The sequence below is a fragment of the Devosia crocina genome (assembly GCF_900116545.1).
Lineage (GTDB): Bacteria > Pseudomonadota > Alphaproteobacteria > Rhizobiales > Devosiaceae > Devosia > Devosia crocina.
Genome location: NZ_FPCK01000002.1, coordinates 329,675 through 343,578, shown reverse-complemented (window position 1 = coordinate 343,578; position 13,904 = coordinate 329,675). Strand labels below are relative to the sequence as shown.

The following is a 13,904-nucleotide window of genomic DNA, read 5'->3' as shown; positions in this document are numbered from 1 at the left end:
TTACGGCGTCCGGAGAATTTGTGCCAGACCGGAACCAATTGGCTTCTCGCCCGGTTGGCGGGAATGGACCTGCCTATACCGACTTGTGACAGTGAATTGCGCGAGCTTGCGAGCGGGACCTGGCATATCGTGATGTCGGACCTGCCGCTGTGGCGCGCGCGCTCCGGCACCGTCAGCTACGCGCCTCTGCCGGGCGGGGAGCTTGCCGATGTCGTTTCCTGGCGCAAGGGCGAGCGGATGGGGCGCGTGGTGGGCATCGACCGCCCGATCAGCGAAGATGGCTGGCAGTGGGAATGGCGCGGGGTCGAGCCCCTGACGCTTCTGACCCGCAGCCGATGGCGTTTTCTGGCCGGCAACCTGCGGCAGGGCTGGGCGGTGACGGCGTTTGAAAAGACGCTTTTTACCCCCGCCGGCTTCGATATCTATGCGCGCATCGCTCAGCCCAACCATGCCATGCTGAGCGCGGCGCTGGCCAACCTGCCTCCTGATGCGGCGCGCCGCATGAGCATTCCCCCGCTTTGGCAGAGCGAGCCGTTGCTGGCTTAGCCGCGCGGGGCAAAAAGGATGATCCCGGCCCCGAGAAGCGCCAGTGCGCCTCCCGCAAGATCCCACTGATCGGGCGGGCGGTGTTCGACCAGCCACAGCCACACCAGAGACGCGCAGATATAGATACCGCCATAGGCCGCATAGGCTCGCCCGGCTTGATCGGCTGGCGCAAGGGTGAGCAGCCAGGCAAAGGCAACGAGCGCCAGAACGCCCGGCGCGATCCAGAGGGCGGAGCGGCCAAGGCGAAGCCAGGCCCAGAAGGCAAAACAGCCGACAATTTCGGCGAGCGCTGCAAGGGCATAGATCGCAAGGGTCGAAACCTGCGGCATGATCAACCGCGCGGCCCGCAGCGGATGGCCGAGAGGCGCTCCGTGAACCGCTCGCGCATGACTTCATGCGGTGGGGCAAGGCGGACGAGGACTGCCAGCTGATCGGTCTCGGCTTCGACCACCAGCAGGCCCTCGGCGATATCGAGCTGCTGCTGGGCCAGCAGCCTGGTCTGGGCGGCGTTGAAAATGCCGAGCTCGACCGTTTGGCCGATGCCATCGCGATTGGTGGTGGAATAGGTGACGACCCCGGCTGCATCGAAAATTGCAAGGGACCAGAACGCATCGGGCAGGGTGCCGCTGAGATAGGCCGGACCCTCTTCGAGATCGACCTGGCAGAGGCCGTAAACCAGTTCGGGATCGAGCTGCAGCGGATTGGGCTCTCCGGGCTCGATAGGCGGCAGGATGGTCATGACGTTGCGGGCGCCGATGGCCTCGATGCGCGTCCAGGTGGTTTCATCGGCCAGATGGGGCAGGGTCAGGATGACAATGACATGGATGATGCCACCCAGCAGCACGCCGCCAAGGAGCCAGAGAATGACGCGGATCATGCGCATGCTCCGCGGGTAATGGTGGGCATGGTGTCGTTGTCAGCGCCGAAGCCGGAAAAGGCAGTGGTGTCGTATAGCGTCAGGGCAAGGCCGAAGGGGCCGCGGCCGGCAAGCTCGAGCCAGTTGCCCGGCCGGAGAGCGGTGCCGACGCTGACAACCATGGCGCCGCTATTGTCGCGCGCGATTTCGCTCGAGCGCAGGGCGAGATCAGTCTCGGGTGCGGCAAGATTTCTGCCGGCGGGATCAAGCGCAACCAGCGTCCAGAAGGTCGAGACGGGGACGTGGCCTTCAAGCACATAGGTGCAGCGCAGATCAAGCGGCTCGCCGGCGCTGTCGGTGGTGGCGGTAAAGCGCAGGCCCTCCGAGCGCCCCAGCTGCAGGGCGGCCTCGCGCGCCAGGTGTCCCCGGCTATAGGGATTGGGCGAGGCGGCGCCGAGATCGGGCCACGAGGTCCAGGCGCCGATCTGCACCGCGCCGACCAGCCGGCCATCGTTCAGCGCGTAATAGCTGAGGCCGAAACCGGTGGCGAGCGCCACCAGGATGGTCGACAGGAGCAGAAGGACGAAACGCACTTGGTTCAGCTTCCCTTGTGGATCGGCATGACGTGCTGAACCGGCAGCGCTGGCATGGGCTCAAAGCCTATAGCAATCATGGGCGGGGCGGGAAAGCCCCAGCCCGCTAGAGGCCGGTGGTGATGCGCGGGGCGCTGGCCTGATCGGTGATCGGGGTGAGGTTGGCTATGCTGGCATCGAGCCGGTCGGCCAGATCCATGAGCTTGCGCGCGGCCGCAGGCGTGAGGCTGGGCGGGCGCTCGGCCGCCTCCTCGGCCTCGGTTTCCGCTTCCGCGACGGCGGTTTCGGGGGGCACGAAGTCGATCCCATAAACCGAAGCGATGGGAATGTTCGTGTGCGCATAGGCCATGAACTTCTGCCAGGCGATGGTGGGAAGGGACCCGCCGGTCAGATTGTTGGTGGGGCGATAATCGTCATTGCCGAACCAGACGGCGGCCACGTAATTGCCGGTGAAGCCGGCGAACCAGGCATCGCGATAGGAGGTGGTGGTGCCGGTCTTGCCAAGGGTCGGCACGCCCTCGATGCGGGCGCGGGTGCCGGTGCCGCTTTGCGTGACGCCGTACATCATCTGGTTCATATAGGCCACGGTCTGCTCGGAGAGCACGCGCTCGCGATTGGCCTCTGGATCATATTCCCAGACCGGCTGGCCGGTCAGCGTCGTCATGCGGGTAATGCCGAAGGCCGGGGTCTTGTAGCCGTGATTGGCAAAGACGGCATAGGACGAGGTCATGTCGAGAACAGAAACCGAGGCGACGCCGAGCGCGAGCGAACGGGTGACCGGGTAATCGGCGCGCAGGCCCATGCGGTGGCTCAGTTCGGCGATCGGCTCGCGGCCGGTCTTGATCGAGAGGGTCACGGGAACGGTGTTGAGCGACTGGGCGAAGGCGCTTTGCAGGCTCACAGTCCCCTTGTAGCTGCGGCCGTAATTTTGCGGGCACCAATCGCCGATGCAGACGGGGCGATCGGTGATGGGGTCGGAGGGTTTCAGCCCCAGCTGCTCGAAGGCTTCGGCATAAACGAAGACCTTGTAGGCCGAGCCGGGCTGGCGGGTCGAGACGATGGCGCGGTTGAACTGGCTCTTGCCGTAGTCGGTGCCCCCGACCATGGCGCGGATGGCGCCCTTGGTGTCGGTGACGACCATAGCGGCCTGGGTGACGCGGAACTGTTCGCCCTGTTCGCGCACGACCGAAACCACAGCTTCCTCGGCATATTGCTGGAGCGTGGTGTCGATGGTGGTGCGGACGGTGAAATTATTGCCCGGCGCCCCGGTCTGGTCGATCAGCAGCTTGGCTTCCTCGAAGGCCCAATCAAGGAAGTAGTTGGGGGAATTAACGTCGGCGGTGCGATCGATGGGGGAGGCGGGGTGGCGGCGGGCGGCGGTCACCTGGCCTTCGGTCAGAAAGCCCGAGGCGACGAGATTGCTCAGCACCACATTGGCGCGGCCACGCGCTGCGGCGAGATCGACATGGGGCGCCCAGCGGCCGGGAGCCTTGTAGAGCCCGGCCAGCATGGCCGCTTCGGCCAGGTTGATGTCCTGAATGCGCTTGCCGAAATAATAGTCGGCCGCGGCGGTGACGCCGAAATTGCCCCCGCCCATATAGGCGCGATCAAGATAAAGCTTGAGGATCTCGTCCTTGGAATAGTTCCACTCGAGCCAAACGGCGAGAAACGCCTCGACGATCTTGCGCTCGATGGTGCGCTCGGAGGACAAGAAGAGCTGCTTGGCCAGCTGCTGGGTGAGCGATGAGCCGCCATGAAGGCTGGAATTGCCCGAGGCGTTGGTCATCAGGGCGCGCAGCGTGCCGATGATGTCTATGCCGAAATGCTCGTAAAAGCGCCGGTCTTCGGTGGCCAGGGTCGCCTTGATCAGAAAGTCGGGCATCTGGTCGAGGGCGACGCTGTCATCCGAGCGGATGCCGCGCCGGCCGATCTCTGTGCCGAACCGGTCAAGGAACACGATGGAATAGTCTTCCGCCTTGTTGAAGGCGCCGCGGTCGATGATGTTGAACGCGGGCATGGCGAGCGCCGTCACCAGAACCGCGCCGATGGCGCCGAAGGTGAAGGCGTCGGAAAGGATCTCCACGAAAAAGCGCTTGATGCCGGTGACGTGGAACCGGCTCATGAAATCCTGAAAGCGGGTGTACCAGCGCCCAAGAGCCTGCCAGAACTCGTAAAGCGATGAATCGAGCCAGGCATCTGCGGCGAGCATGCCACCGGCGCGCTTTTGCCGTTTTTGCTTGCTATAGAATGGATCCTGCACCCTTAACCCCATGGACTGCGCCGCTGGATTGTGTCTGCGACGCAGGGCCAAAGCAATCGCATCGCTGGAATATGATTGCGCTTGAGCGTCAGCAAGCGCAAACCGGCAACAGATTTAACGAGACAAGCCTACCAATGTCCTTCTGGGAAGAAAAAACGCTCGACCAAATGACTCCCGCCGAGTGGGAGGCGCTGTGCGACGGCTGCGGACGCTGCTGCCTGATCAAGCTCGAGGACGAGGATACGGGCACGCTGATTACCTCGGATGTGCGCTGCAAACTGCTCGATGGTGATGCCTGTAGCTGCACCGATTATCCGAACCGGCAAAAACAGGTGCCCGACTGCATCAAGCTCACACCCCAGAATGTCCCGGAGATCAAATGGATCCCCACCACCTGCGCCTACCGGCGTCTGGCGGAAGGCAAGGGCCTGGCCTGGTGGCACCCGCTGGTTTCGGGCGACCCGCAGACGGTGATCGATGTAGGCGTTTCGGTGAAGGGACGCACATTTCTGGAAACCGAGATCGATCCGGACGAGTGGGAAGAACATGCCGTCGACTGGCCCGAATGGGAGCCGCCGGAAGTTCTTTGACGCTTTTTACTTGGCGGCTTGCTGAGTCTATTTTGACACACAAGTCCCATTTTGTGACAGTTTCTTGCTCTATCGCTAATCAGCCAGTTGCCAAATCGGTGCGAACAGTAACTTCTCGTTAACCATGATATGGCCAGATCGGCGCGCACCAAACCGCGCCCGGAGACAGGCACGATGAGCATGATCGCGATCGACAGCAGAGACGGTTTCTGGAACCGGGTCAGGGCCTTGCTGGGCAAGAGCATGGCGGGCCGGACCGAGAGTGGGGCCATGCTCCTCAAGGACGGTGCTCGCCGGCCAAGCGCCGTGCGCCCGATCGAGGAGGAACTGCAGGTCGCCTGGATGCTGGCTGCCGAACGCGGCGTCTCGATGTGCGTCATCCTGCTCGAGATCGACTGCTTCAACGATTATCTTGCCGCCTACGGCCGCGATGCTCTCGAGGAATGTCTCGAAACGCTCGACCAGGCCATTGCGCCACTTCTTTCGCGCGACACCGACCGCTGCCTGCGAACGCCGCAATCGGGCTTCGTCGTCATCCTGCCCGACATGCCGCTTGCGCTTGGTCGCGACCTCGTTAGCAAGATCAATCAGGCGGTTCGGCGCGCCGGGCTCGCCAACAAGGAAAGCCATGCCGGTGCGGTCACGCTCGGGGCCGGGATGGCCGTGGTCAATCCCCAGCCTCCCTATAGCCGCGACGTGCTGGAAACGGCCCGCGCTGCACTGCGCCGGGCCCAGCGCCGTGGGCTTTCGCGGCTCGATATCGCGGATCTGCGCAATGTCGAGGACCGGAAACTGGTCGCTGCTTAGCCAATGGTTCAAGGTTGAGGGGAAGACCCCCTCACCCGGATTGTCTTGCAGTCCGGCCTCTCCCCAAGCGGGAGAGGTGTCTCTCCGCGACTGAACGCTCTTTCTTCACCTCCCCCTTAGGGACGACGTCGACAGCCTGGCTGGCGGGTGAGGGGCCCTGGGTCCCGAGTTGCCAATTCACTGCTAATCCCCTATAGCCCCCGTCCCCGCGCAGTCGCGCGTTTCCCCAGAGATGGACGGTTTGGCATGGCGCTTTCCTGCGGCCTTGATTTTGGCACTTCCAACTCAACGCTTGGCCGAGTGGGCAAAGGCGGGGTTCCCGACCTGGTGGCGCTCGAAGGGGCGCAGCGGACAATACCGAGCGTGCTGTTTTTCGGCTTCGAGGACGACCGGCTGCACTTCGGCCGGCAGGCAGTGGCCGAATATGTGAGCGGGGCGGATGGACGGCTGATGCGCTCGCTCAAGAGCGTCTTGGGTACCACGCTCTATCAGGACACGACCCGGATCAAGGGGCAGCGTCTGGAATTTGGGGAGATCATCGGCAGCTTCGTGCGCGAACTCAAGCAGCGGGCCGAAACGCAGCTGGGATCGGAACTGACCCAGGTGGTGATGGGGCGGCCCGTGCACTTTGTCGATGACGATCCGGTGGCCGATGCCGAGGCGCAGAGCCAGCTTGAAGCGGCGGTCGCGGCGCAGGGCTTCGAGGACATTGTTTTTCAGTACGAGCCGATTGCCGCCGCGCTCGACTATGAGCGTCACGTCAATCGCGAGCGGCTGGCGCTGATCGTCGATCTGGGCGGAGGCACCTCGGACTTCTCGGTGGTGCGGGTTGCTCCGGATCGCAGCGGACTGGCCGATCGCAGCAGCGATATCCTGTCAACAGCGGGCGTTCATATCGGCGGAACGGACTTCGACCGGCTTTTGTCGATGGCCAGGGTCATGCCCGAACTGGGGCTCGGCAGCGAGACGCGGGACGGCAAGCGCTTTCTGCCTGTTGCGCCCTATGTGGATCTTTCGACCTGGCACCGGATCAACCGGCTCTATGACGCCAAGGCGCTGCGCGACCTGCGCTCGACCGTGCGGGAAGCGCGGGAGGCGGATCGGGTTGAAACCATGGTCATGCTGGTTGAGGACAGGCTCGGGCACCGCTTGATCGGGCGGGTGGAAGAAGCCAAGATCGCGCTCTCCGAGCACGACGAGACCCGGTTCGATTTCCCGGTACGGGACCGGCAGATCGCGACGACCATCACGACAAGCGATTTGGGTGCAGCGCTGGCCGATTCCATCGGACGGCTGGAGGCAACGATAAGCGAAGTGCTCAAGCGCGCCGGCATTGCTCCCGATACGGTCGACAGCCTGATCCTGACCGGCGGCTCGACGCTGGTTCCGGCGGTGGCGGGGCGGCTCGAGGCCATGTTCCCTGAAGCGGACGTGGTTCGCACCGATGTTCTGGGCAGCGTTGGGCTAGGGCTGGCGCTCGAGGCCAAGCGGGTTTTCGGCTGAACCTGGGCTCCCCGCCGCATCCAAGTGCGGCGCTTGCGCATTAGCAGGGTCAGGGGGTCCGATGAGTTATCTTCGCTTTCAGCTGCGCCAGCTCTTGCAACGCATGTGGTTTCTGCCGGCCGCTTTCTCGGCAGTGGCCGTGCTCACGGTCGTGATCGCCTATATGCTGGCCGGCTTTGCGCCGGACAATCTGCCTTTTACCCTGTCGTCCGATGCGGTGCAGTCGATCCTCGAAATCCTGGCTTCGAGCCTTCTCACCGTGGCGGTTTTCGCGCTTTCAACGGTTGTCAGCGCTTTGTCCTCGGCATCGAGCGCAACGACCCCGCGGGCCGTGCCGCTGATCGCAGGAGACCTGCGGGCACAGACCTCGATCTCGGTGTTTATCGGTGCGTTTCTGTTTTCCATTGTCGGGATTATCGGGCTTTCAGCCGGATTTTATAGCGAGGCGAGCCGCCTGTTTCTGTTTGGCGTGACGTTGATCGTGGTGGTGCTGGTGGTGACCGCGCTTATCCGTTGGATTGGACAGATCTCGGCCATCGGCCGGGTGGCCAATACGATCGACGCGGTGGAAAAGCAGACACAGCAGGCCATCGAGATCCTGGCCGCCACTCCGCGGCTCGGGTGCAGGGCGGCCGAAGGGCAATTCGAAGGCCGGCCCATAACGCCGCTCTCGCCCGGCTATGTGCAGCATTGCGACGCCGAGGACCTGCAAAAGCTCGCCGAAAAGCACGACCTGCAGCTGCTGGTGCGCTCCCGCCCGGGGGCCTATGCGACACCGGTGCGGCCGCTGCTGCTTGTGCAGGGGGAAATCGACGAGGATACCGAAGCCAAGCTGCGCGATTGCTTCGTTGTAGGCGACAAGCGGACCTTCGATTCCGATCCGCGCTTTGGCTTTGTGGTGCTGGGCGAGATTGCCGACAAGGCGCTTTCGCCGGGCGTAAACGATCCGGGCACGGCGATCGACGTGATCGATACAGCGACGCGGCTTTTTCTCGGCTGGGGCGAAGAGGCGGACGGGGAGGGTTTTGACCGGGTCAGGATGGCGGCGCTCGACCCCAGGGATGTGCTCGAAGACGTGTTCCGCCCCATCGCCCGTGACGGGGCCGGGGTAATCGAGGTGATGATCCGGCTTTTGCGGGGACTCGAGACCATTGCCGCGTGCAATCCAGTCTTTGCGGAAGGCGCGGAAAGGCTTGAACAGGACGTGCTCACTCGTGGAATGGCGGCGCTGAGCGCGCGATCGGATCGGGAAGCCCTTGCGGCCGCGGTGAGCCAGGTGGGCAAAAACTTATCCAACTAATCCCCGCGTGACGGTGGTCCCTTATAGTTCAGCTATGGTCGGGAAATTGGGTCACGAGGCCGAGCGGATCGCCTGCCAGCGTTTGCTGCGCATCTTTGATGGATCAACGAGGCGGCAGGCAAAGCGGCCGCGAATGTGCTGGTTGAAGAACCGGCCGCGACTTTCCGCTTCGCTGAGTGCTTCATAAAGCGTCTGCGGCACGCCGGAATAAGTGTAGCGGCGGAAATCGGGCGCGAACCAGACGGACAGTTCCTCGGTCTCGAGCTTGTAGTGCAGGTGGCGAATGGCGGTGGACATCGGGTTGCTCCCGTGAAGACTCCGCAAAGACGAATCCGCGCAGATTCCCGGCGGTTCCGGCCCCGGATTCACAATCGAGTCAATGCCATGGAAGACAAGCAAGCGGGGCCGGACTGGTCCGCCGTGCGCGAAGAGTACGAGGAGCGGCTGTTTCGGCCGTCCATGATCTGCAAACGGCATGGGATCAGCCCCGCGCAGTTGCGCTACCGGCGCGAGGTGGAAGGCTGGCTGAGCGCCGTGACGCATGTGCCATCGCAGGCTCATCTCGTTTCGCGGATGCTCAAGGTTCTGGAAGTCCAAGTGATGCGATTGGAGGCGGCGGTGGACGAGCCGATAGACAAACAGGTGAAAGCATTGAGCGAAAGCGTCAAGACCCTCGATACGCTGATCAAGAATGGCGCGACCAAGCCCAATGTGGAGCCGGCGACGCGGCGGGACATGACTGAGTTGCGGGCCAAATTGGTGAGGCGCCTTGAGCAGGCCTCGCGCTGAGATCGTCGCCGAAGTTGCGGCCATGTCCAACGACCGGGCCGAGAAACATTACTTCTGCTGGCCGGCCTGGGCGCGACGGCAACAGAAGCCGCCGGCGGGAGACTGGACGACCTGGCTTTTGATGGGCGGGCGCGGTTCAGGCAAAACGCGGGCCGGTTCGGAATGGGTACGACGGCTGGCGCGGCGGGGTGTGACCCCGATTGCGCTGGTCGGCGAGACGATGACCGAGGCAATCGATATCATGGTGCGCGGGGAAAGCGGGTTACTTGCCGTGCATCCCGACCACGAGCGACCCGTGCTCAAAGGCAAGAACCGGCTGGTCTGGCCCAATGGGGTCGAAGCGTCCATTTTGACGGCGTCCGATCCGGAGCGGTTTCGCGGTCCGCAGTTTGCGGCGGCGTGGTGCGATGAGGTCGCGAAATGGCCCAATGCCGAAGAGGCGTGGGACATGCTGCAATTTGGCCTGCGGCTGGGAGTTCGGCCCCGGCAGCTGGCAACGACCACGCCCAAGCCGACTAAGCTGATCCGGCGTCTCTTGGGCGACGAGCAGACACGCGTAGTGCGGATGACCACCTCGGATAATTACCGGTTTCTGGCGCCACAATTTTTCGACGCGGTCGTGGCGCGCTATCGCGGCACACTTTTGGGACGGCAGGAGCTTGAGGGCGAACTGATCGAAGATCGGCCCGATGCGCTGTGGCAGCGGAGCATGTTCAGGCCGGCGGAGCCGGTGAACGGGCGGATCGTGGTTGCAGTCGACCCGCCGGTGACGGGGACGACGCGCTCGGATGCCTGTGGCATCGTGGTGGCCGGACGAAGCGGCGAGGGGGCGGTGGTGCTCGAGGATGCAACGCTCAAGGGCGTGGCTCCGCTGGTCCGGGCACGGCGGGCGGTGGCGGCATTCGCGGCGCACCGGGCGGATGCGATCGTCGTCGAGGTCAATCAGGGCGGGGATCTCGTGATCAACCTCATCGCCCAGGTGGATGCGTCCGTGCCGGTGGTGCCGGTGCGGGCCAATCGGGGGAAATGGCTGCGCGCGGAACCGGTGGCCGCGCTTTATGGGCGGGGGCTCGTGGGCCATGTTGCAGGGCTGACGGCGCTTGAGGACGAGCTCTGCGCCTTTGGGCCCGACGGCAAGGCGGACGGTCATTCCCCGGACCGGGTGGATGCGCTGGTCTGGGCGCTGACGGAATTGCTGATGGGCGGGCAGGGGCCGAGGGTGCGGATGCTCTAGCCTCGTCGGCGGGCGTGGATAGATAAGGATCAAAAGAATGCCGAACTGGATCAACCGCTTTTTTGGCGGTCGCATGAACACGCCTGCGGAAACCAAGAATTTTGCCGGACATACGGTGATGACGCTCAGTGCGCTGGGGCCGGCGCAGTGGAGCGGGCGAGGCTATGGGAGCCTCGTCAATCAGGGTTTCATGCGCAATCCGGTGGTTTATCGTTGCGTGCGGCTGATCGCCGAGGCGGCGAACCGGGTGCCGCTGGTGGTGCGGGTCGATGGCCAGGTGGTGAGCGAACATCCGCTGCAGGCTTTGTTGCAAAGGCCCAATGGACGGCAATCGGGCGCTGAATTGCTGGAAGCGGTCTATGCCTATCTCCAGACTGCGGGGAATGCCTATCTGCAGGCCGGGATCGTCGATGGCGGGGTGAAGGCGCTGTTCGTGCTTCGGCCCGATCGCATGGCCGTGGTTTCTGGCAGCGATGGCTGGCCGATCGGCTATGACTATTCCGCCGGCGGGCGCACTGTGCGGATATCGCAGGAAAGCGCGCCGGTGCCGGGCGTGCTGCATATGGCGCTGTTTCACCCCATGGACGACCATTATGGCATGGGGCCGCTCGAGGCGGCGCAGACAAGCCTTGATATTCACAATGCCTCGGCCCAGTGGAACAAGGCATTGCTCGACAATGCGGCGCGGCCAAGCGGGGCGCTGGTTTATTCGGCGGGCGGCGGCAATCTGACCGAAGAGCAGTTCCGACGCCTCAAGGAAGAGCTCGAGGAGAATTTTTCCGGCTCGGCCAATGCCGGGCGGCCCATGGTGCTCGATGGCGGGATCGACTGGAAGGCCATCGCCATGAGCCCGCGCGAGATGGATTTCATCGAAGCCCGGCACGCGGCAGCGCGAGACATCGCCCTGGCTTTCGGGGTGCCGCCCATGCTGCTCGGCATTCCCGGCGACAATACTTATGCCAACATGGCCGAGGCTAACCGGGCGCTTTGGCGGCAAACGCTGGTGCCACTGGTGGTGCGGGTAGGCCAGGAACTGAGCCAATGGCTCGGGCCGGCATTCGAGGGCGCGGAAGTGGTGCCGGATTTCGACGGGGTCGAGGCGCTGGCAGAAGATCGGGCGGCGCTGTGGGCGCGGGTGGGCAGCGCGGATTTTCTCAGCGATGCGGAGAAGCGGGAGATGGTTGGTGTGGGTGGTTGATGCCAACGGCCAGCCTTTCCAATGCTAGCCAAGATCAAAGTTGGTCGAACGAACGACGTGAAACCTGCCTCACCCAAGCCCGCCTCTGGCGGGTTTTTTATTGCCCAGGAGAACCCGCATGGACGAGCTGACCAAGACCATCGTCGAGCGCGGGGATCTCGCGCATCTGGCGCTGTTTTTGTGGGCGAGCGGGGCGAGTGCGCTGCTGGTGTGGAGCCTCAAGGAGATGGCGGCGGGCAACAAGCGGTTCAATGATTTCGTGAGCGAGATTGCGAGCCTCAACAGGCTCTTTCGCAAGGGGGACGAATAATGGCGGACAAGCAGGGGCGGGAGACCGCGCAACAGACGTTTCGGCAATTTGCCTGGAACCTGGCGGGCACGCTGGCCGACAAGGGCAGGCCGGGGACAAAGCCTGGCATTCGCCCACAGAGCCGGGTAGGGACGAAGCGCTGATGCAAAACCCCATTCCCGTCGATGCCGATGGGCGCTTTGCCGGCTATGCCAGCGTCTTTAATCGACTCGACAGCGGCGGCGACATTGTCATGCCTGGAGCTTTTGCCAAGAGCCTCAGCGCCAGGGCAGGGCGCATTCGGCTGTTGTTCCAGCACGACCCCAAAGAGCCGGTGGGCATTTGGGAAGAGCTGCGCGAGGATGCTCATGGGCTGTTTGCGCGCGGAAAACTCGTGCCGGGCGTGGCTCGGGCAGATGCGCTCAAGCGGCTGATCGAGGCGCGGGCGCTCGACGGACTTTCCATTGGCTTTCGCACCGTGAAGGCCAGCCGGCAGGCGGGCAACCGGCTGCTGCACGAGATCGACCTTTTTGAAGTGTCGATCGTGACCTTTCCGATGATGGAGGCAGCGCGGATCACTTCCCCCATCTCGGCCGGCGCCGCCATTGCGGCCGCCACCAGAACTATCCGCAACCGATAAGAGGATGCCGACATGGATCGGAACAACGACGGCTTTGAAATCAAGGCCGGCGCAGGCACTGACGTTGCCGCGCTTTTTGCCGAATTCTCGAGCGCGTTCGAGGAATTCAAGCGCACCAATGACGATCGCCTCAAGGACATCGAAAAGCGCGGCGCCGCCGACGGGCTGATCGAGGGCAAGCTCGAGCGGCTCAATGCCGTGCTCGACGGGCACAAGGCGGCGCTCGATCGCGCCAGTGCCGAACGGGCCCGTCCCGCGCTCGAGGGCAAGGGTGCGCTGGGGACGAACGAGCACAAGGAGGCGTTTTCAGCCTATGTGAAGCGGGGCGAGGAAAAGGCGCTGCAGGTCGGGGTCGGCTCGGACGGCGGTTACCTCGTGCCGGGAGAGGTCGAAACCACCATCACCCGGCTGATGACGGCGATCTCGCCGATCCGCGCCATTGCCGGGGTGCGGCAGGTGTCGAGCGCGATTTACAAGCGCCCGATCACGGTGACGGGGCCGGTGACGGGCTGGGTCGGGGAAACCGCAAGCCGGCCGACCACCGATAGCCAGGTGCTGGCGGAGCTGAATTATCCCACGACCGAACTCTATGCGATGCCGGCAGCGACTTCGGCATTTCTCGAAGATGCGGCGGTGGATGTCGGCCATTGGATCGCCGACGAGGTCAATGCTGCTTTTGCCGCGCAGGAAACGACCGCCTTTGTTTCGGGTAACGGCGTCAACAAGCCAACCGGCTTCCTTGCCGCGCCAATGGTCGACGAGACGAGCTGGAGCTGGGGCAATCTCGGTTATGTGGCAACGGGAACCTCCGGCGCGCTGCCCTCGAGCAATCCGAGCGATGTGCTGATCGATCTCGTTTACGCCCTCAAGGCCGGGTATCGCCAGAACGCTTCCTGGGTGATGAACCGCAAGACGCAAGGCTCGCTGCGCAAGCTGCGCGATGCGGACGGGAACTATCTCTGGCAGCCGGCGGCCACGGCCGATGGGCGCGCCAGCTTCATGGGCTTTCCGCTCGTCGAGGCCGAGGATATGCCTAATATCGGCGCGAATTCGCTCTCGGTAGCATTTGGCGATTTCCGCCGCGGCTATCTGATCGTCGATCGCCAGGGGGTGAACGTGTTGCGCGACCCCTATTCGAGCAAACCCTATGTCTTGTTCTATACGACCAAGCGGGTTGGCGGCGGCATTGCCGACTATGACGCCATCAAGCTTCTCAAGTTCGGCGCCAGCTGACCCCCACCTGGCCTCCCTCTCATAGGGGGAGGGACCTATCAAGTTCGCAACAACGGCGGAGAACCA

Annotated in this window: 16 protein-coding genes; 11 read left to right on the top strand and 5 right to left on the bottom strand. The window is 63.7% G+C overall.

Annotated features, from left to right (window positions below):
- The first annotated feature begins 96 nt into the window (after positions 1 to 96).
- Positions 97 to 546, top strand: a complete 450-nt coding sequence (locus tag BM364_RS11280) for a hypothetical protein (protein WP_092424622.1) — start codon at positions 97 to 99, stop codon at positions 544 to 546.
- On the opposite strand, the gene BM364_RS11275 is transcribed toward BM364_RS11280, so the two are convergent.
- The 4 genes from BM364_RS11275 to BM364_RS11260 all read right to left on the bottom strand — a co-directional run bounded on the left by BM364_RS11275 (position 543) and on the right by BM364_RS11260 (position 4,255).
- Positions 543 to 875 (bottom strand): YnfA family protein, encoded by a 333-nt coding sequence (locus BM364_RS11275; RefSeq protein ID WP_092424620.1) that lies wholly within the window; start codon positions 873 to 875, stop codon positions 543 to 545. The two genes, BM364_RS11280 and BM364_RS11275, sit on opposite strands and share 4 nt — an antisense overlap.
- A gap of 2 nt (positions 876 to 877) precedes the next feature.
- Positions 878 to 1,423 (bottom strand): DUF1254 domain-containing protein, encoded by a 546-nt coding sequence (locus BM364_RS11270; protein ID WP_139232573.1) that lies wholly within the window; start codon positions 1,421 to 1,423, stop codon positions 878 to 880.
- Positions 1,420 to 1,995: a DUF1214 domain-containing protein gene (locus BM364_RS11265; RefSeq protein ID WP_175528574.1), complete on the bottom strand. Its 576-nt coding sequence runs from the start codon at positions 1,993 to 1,995 to the stop codon at positions 1,420 to 1,422. The genes BM364_RS11270 and BM364_RS11265 overlap by 4 nt, the downstream gene beginning before the upstream one ends.
- A 106-nt stretch (positions 1,996 to 2,101) precedes the next feature.
- A complete protein-coding gene (locus tag BM364_RS11260) occupies positions 2,102 to 4,255 on the bottom strand; it encodes a transglycosylase domain-containing protein (RefSeq protein ID WP_092424614.1) in 2,154 nt (717 codons plus the stop codon).
- 134 nt (positions 4,256 to 4,389) lie between these two features.
- On the opposite strand from BM364_RS11260, the gene BM364_RS11255 reads away from it, so the two are divergent.
- The 4 genes from BM364_RS11255 to BM364_RS11240 all read left to right on the top strand — a co-directional run bounded on the left by BM364_RS11255 (position 4,390) and on the right by BM364_RS11240 (position 8,455).
- A complete protein-coding gene (locus BM364_RS11255; RefSeq protein ID WP_092424612.1) occupies positions 4,390 to 4,845 on the top strand; it encodes a YcgN family cysteine cluster protein in 456 nt (151 codons plus the stop codon).
- Between the two features lie 174 nt (positions 4,846 to 5,019).
- The gene (locus BM364_RS11250; protein ID WP_175528573.1) at positions 5,020 to 5,652 is read left to right on the top strand and encodes a diguanylate cyclase domain-containing protein; all 633 of its coding nucleotides are present in this window, start codon (positions 5,020 to 5,022) and stop codon (positions 5,650 to 5,652) included.
- A gap of 246 nt (positions 5,653 to 5,898) precedes the next feature.
- Positions 5,899 to 7,155 (top strand): Hsp70 family protein, encoded by a 1,257-nt coding sequence (locus BM364_RS11245; protein ID WP_092424608.1) that lies wholly within the window; start codon positions 5,899 to 5,901, stop codon positions 7,153 to 7,155.
- Between the two features lie 61 nt (positions 7,156 to 7,216).
- Positions 7,217 to 8,455, top strand: a complete 1,239-nt coding sequence (locus BM364_RS11240) for a DUF2254 domain-containing protein (protein ID WP_092424606.1) — start codon at positions 7,217 to 7,219, stop codon at positions 8,453 to 8,455.
- A 51-nt stretch (positions 8,456 to 8,506) separates the two neighbouring features.
- On the opposite strand, the gene BM364_RS11235 is transcribed toward BM364_RS11240, so the two are convergent.
- On the bottom strand, positions 8,507 to 8,752 hold the full coding sequence (locus BM364_RS11235; protein WP_092424604.1) for a KTSC domain-containing protein: 246 nt from the start codon (positions 8,750 to 8,752) through the stop codon (positions 8,507 to 8,509).
- A gap of 87 nt (positions 8,753 to 8,839) precedes the next feature.
- Between BM364_RS11235 and BM364_RS11230 the strand changes: the two genes are divergently transcribed.
- The 6 genes from BM364_RS11230 to BM364_RS11205 all read left to right on the top strand — a co-directional run bounded on the left by BM364_RS11230 (position 8,840) and on the right by BM364_RS11205 (position 13,838).
- A complete protein-coding gene (locus BM364_RS11230; RefSeq protein WP_092424602.1) occupies positions 8,840 to 9,244 on the top strand; it encodes a hypothetical protein in 405 nt (134 codons plus the stop codon).
- Positions 9,225 to 10,478 (top strand): DNA-packaging protein, encoded by a 1,254-nt coding sequence (locus BM364_RS11225; RefSeq protein WP_244542854.1) that lies wholly within the window; start codon positions 9,225 to 9,227, stop codon positions 10,476 to 10,478. The genes BM364_RS11230 and BM364_RS11225 overlap by 20 nt, the downstream gene beginning before the upstream one ends.
- Positions 10,479 to 10,515: 37 nt before the next feature.
- Positions 10,516 to 11,676, top strand: coding sequence for a phage portal protein (locus BM364_RS11220; protein WP_092424600.1), 1,161 nt, complete (start codon positions 10,516 to 10,518; stop codon positions 11,674 to 11,676).
- A 118-nt stretch (positions 11,677 to 11,794) separates the two neighbouring features.
- Positions 11,795 to 11,986 (top strand): hypothetical protein, encoded by a 192-nt coding sequence (locus tag BM364_RS11215; RefSeq protein ID WP_092424598.1) that lies wholly within the window; start codon positions 11,795 to 11,797, stop codon positions 11,984 to 11,986.
- Between the two features lie 142 nt (positions 11,987 to 12,128).
- Positions 12,129 to 12,605: an HK97 family phage prohead protease gene (locus BM364_RS11210; protein WP_092424596.1), complete on the top strand. Its 477-nt coding sequence runs from the start codon at positions 12,129 to 12,131 to the stop codon at positions 12,603 to 12,605.
- 12 nt (positions 12,606 to 12,617) lie between these two features.
- The gene (locus tag BM364_RS11205) at positions 12,618 to 13,838 is read left to right on the top strand and encodes a phage major capsid protein (protein ID WP_092424594.1); all 1,221 of its coding nucleotides are present in this window, start codon (positions 12,618 to 12,620) and stop codon (positions 13,836 to 13,838) included.
- Positions 13,839 to 13,904 lie beyond the last annotated feature (66 nt).

What these genes read in the sequence shown, in the direction of transcription:
- BM364_RS11230 (WP_092424602.1), top strand. Translation starts at nt 8,840, where the DNA reads ATGGAAGACAAGCAAGCGGGGCCGGACTGGTCCGCCGTGCGCGAAGAG.
- BM364_RS11205 (WP_092424594.1), top strand. Translation starts at nt 12,618, where the DNA reads ATGGATCGGAACAACGACGGCTTTGAAATCAAGGCCGGCGCAGGCACT.
- BM364_RS11240 (WP_092424606.1), top strand. Translation starts at nt 7,217, where the DNA reads ATGAGTTATCTTCGCTTTCAGCTGCGCCAGCTCTTGCAACGCATGTGG.
- BM364_RS11250 (WP_175528573.1), top strand. Translation starts at nt 5,020, where the DNA reads ATGAGCATGATCGCGATCGACAGCAGAGACGGTTTCTGGAACCGGGTC.
- BM364_RS11270 (WP_139232573.1), bottom strand. Translation starts at nt 1,423, where the DNA reads ATGATCCGCGTCATTCTCTGGCTCCTTGGCGGCGTGCTGCTGGGTGGC.
- BM364_RS11255 (WP_092424612.1), top strand. Translation starts at nt 4,390, where the DNA reads ATGTCCTTCTGGGAAGAAAAAACGCTCGACCAAATGACTCCCGCCGAG.
- BM364_RS11235 (WP_092424604.1), bottom strand. Translation starts at nt 8,752, where the DNA reads ATGTCCACCGCCATTCGCCACCTGCACTACAAGCTCGAGACCGAGGAA.
- BM364_RS11275 (WP_092424620.1), bottom strand. Translation starts at nt 875, where the DNA reads ATGCCGCAGGTTTCGACCCTTGCGATCTATGCCCTTGCAGCGCTCGCC.
- BM364_RS11245 (WP_092424608.1), top strand. Translation starts at nt 5,899, where the DNA reads ATGGCGCTTTCCTGCGGCCTTGATTTTGGCACTTCCAACTCAACGCTT.
- BM364_RS11215 (WP_092424598.1), top strand. Translation starts at nt 11,795, where the DNA reads ATGGACGAGCTGACCAAGACCATCGTCGAGCGCGGGGATCTCGCGCAT.
- BM364_RS11210 (WP_092424596.1), top strand. Translation starts at nt 12,129, where the DNA reads ATGCAAAACCCCATTCCCGTCGATGCCGATGGGCGCTTTGCCGGCTAT.
- BM364_RS11220 (WP_092424600.1), top strand. Translation starts at nt 10,516, where the DNA reads ATGCCGAACTGGATCAACCGCTTTTTTGGCGGTCGCATGAACACGCCT.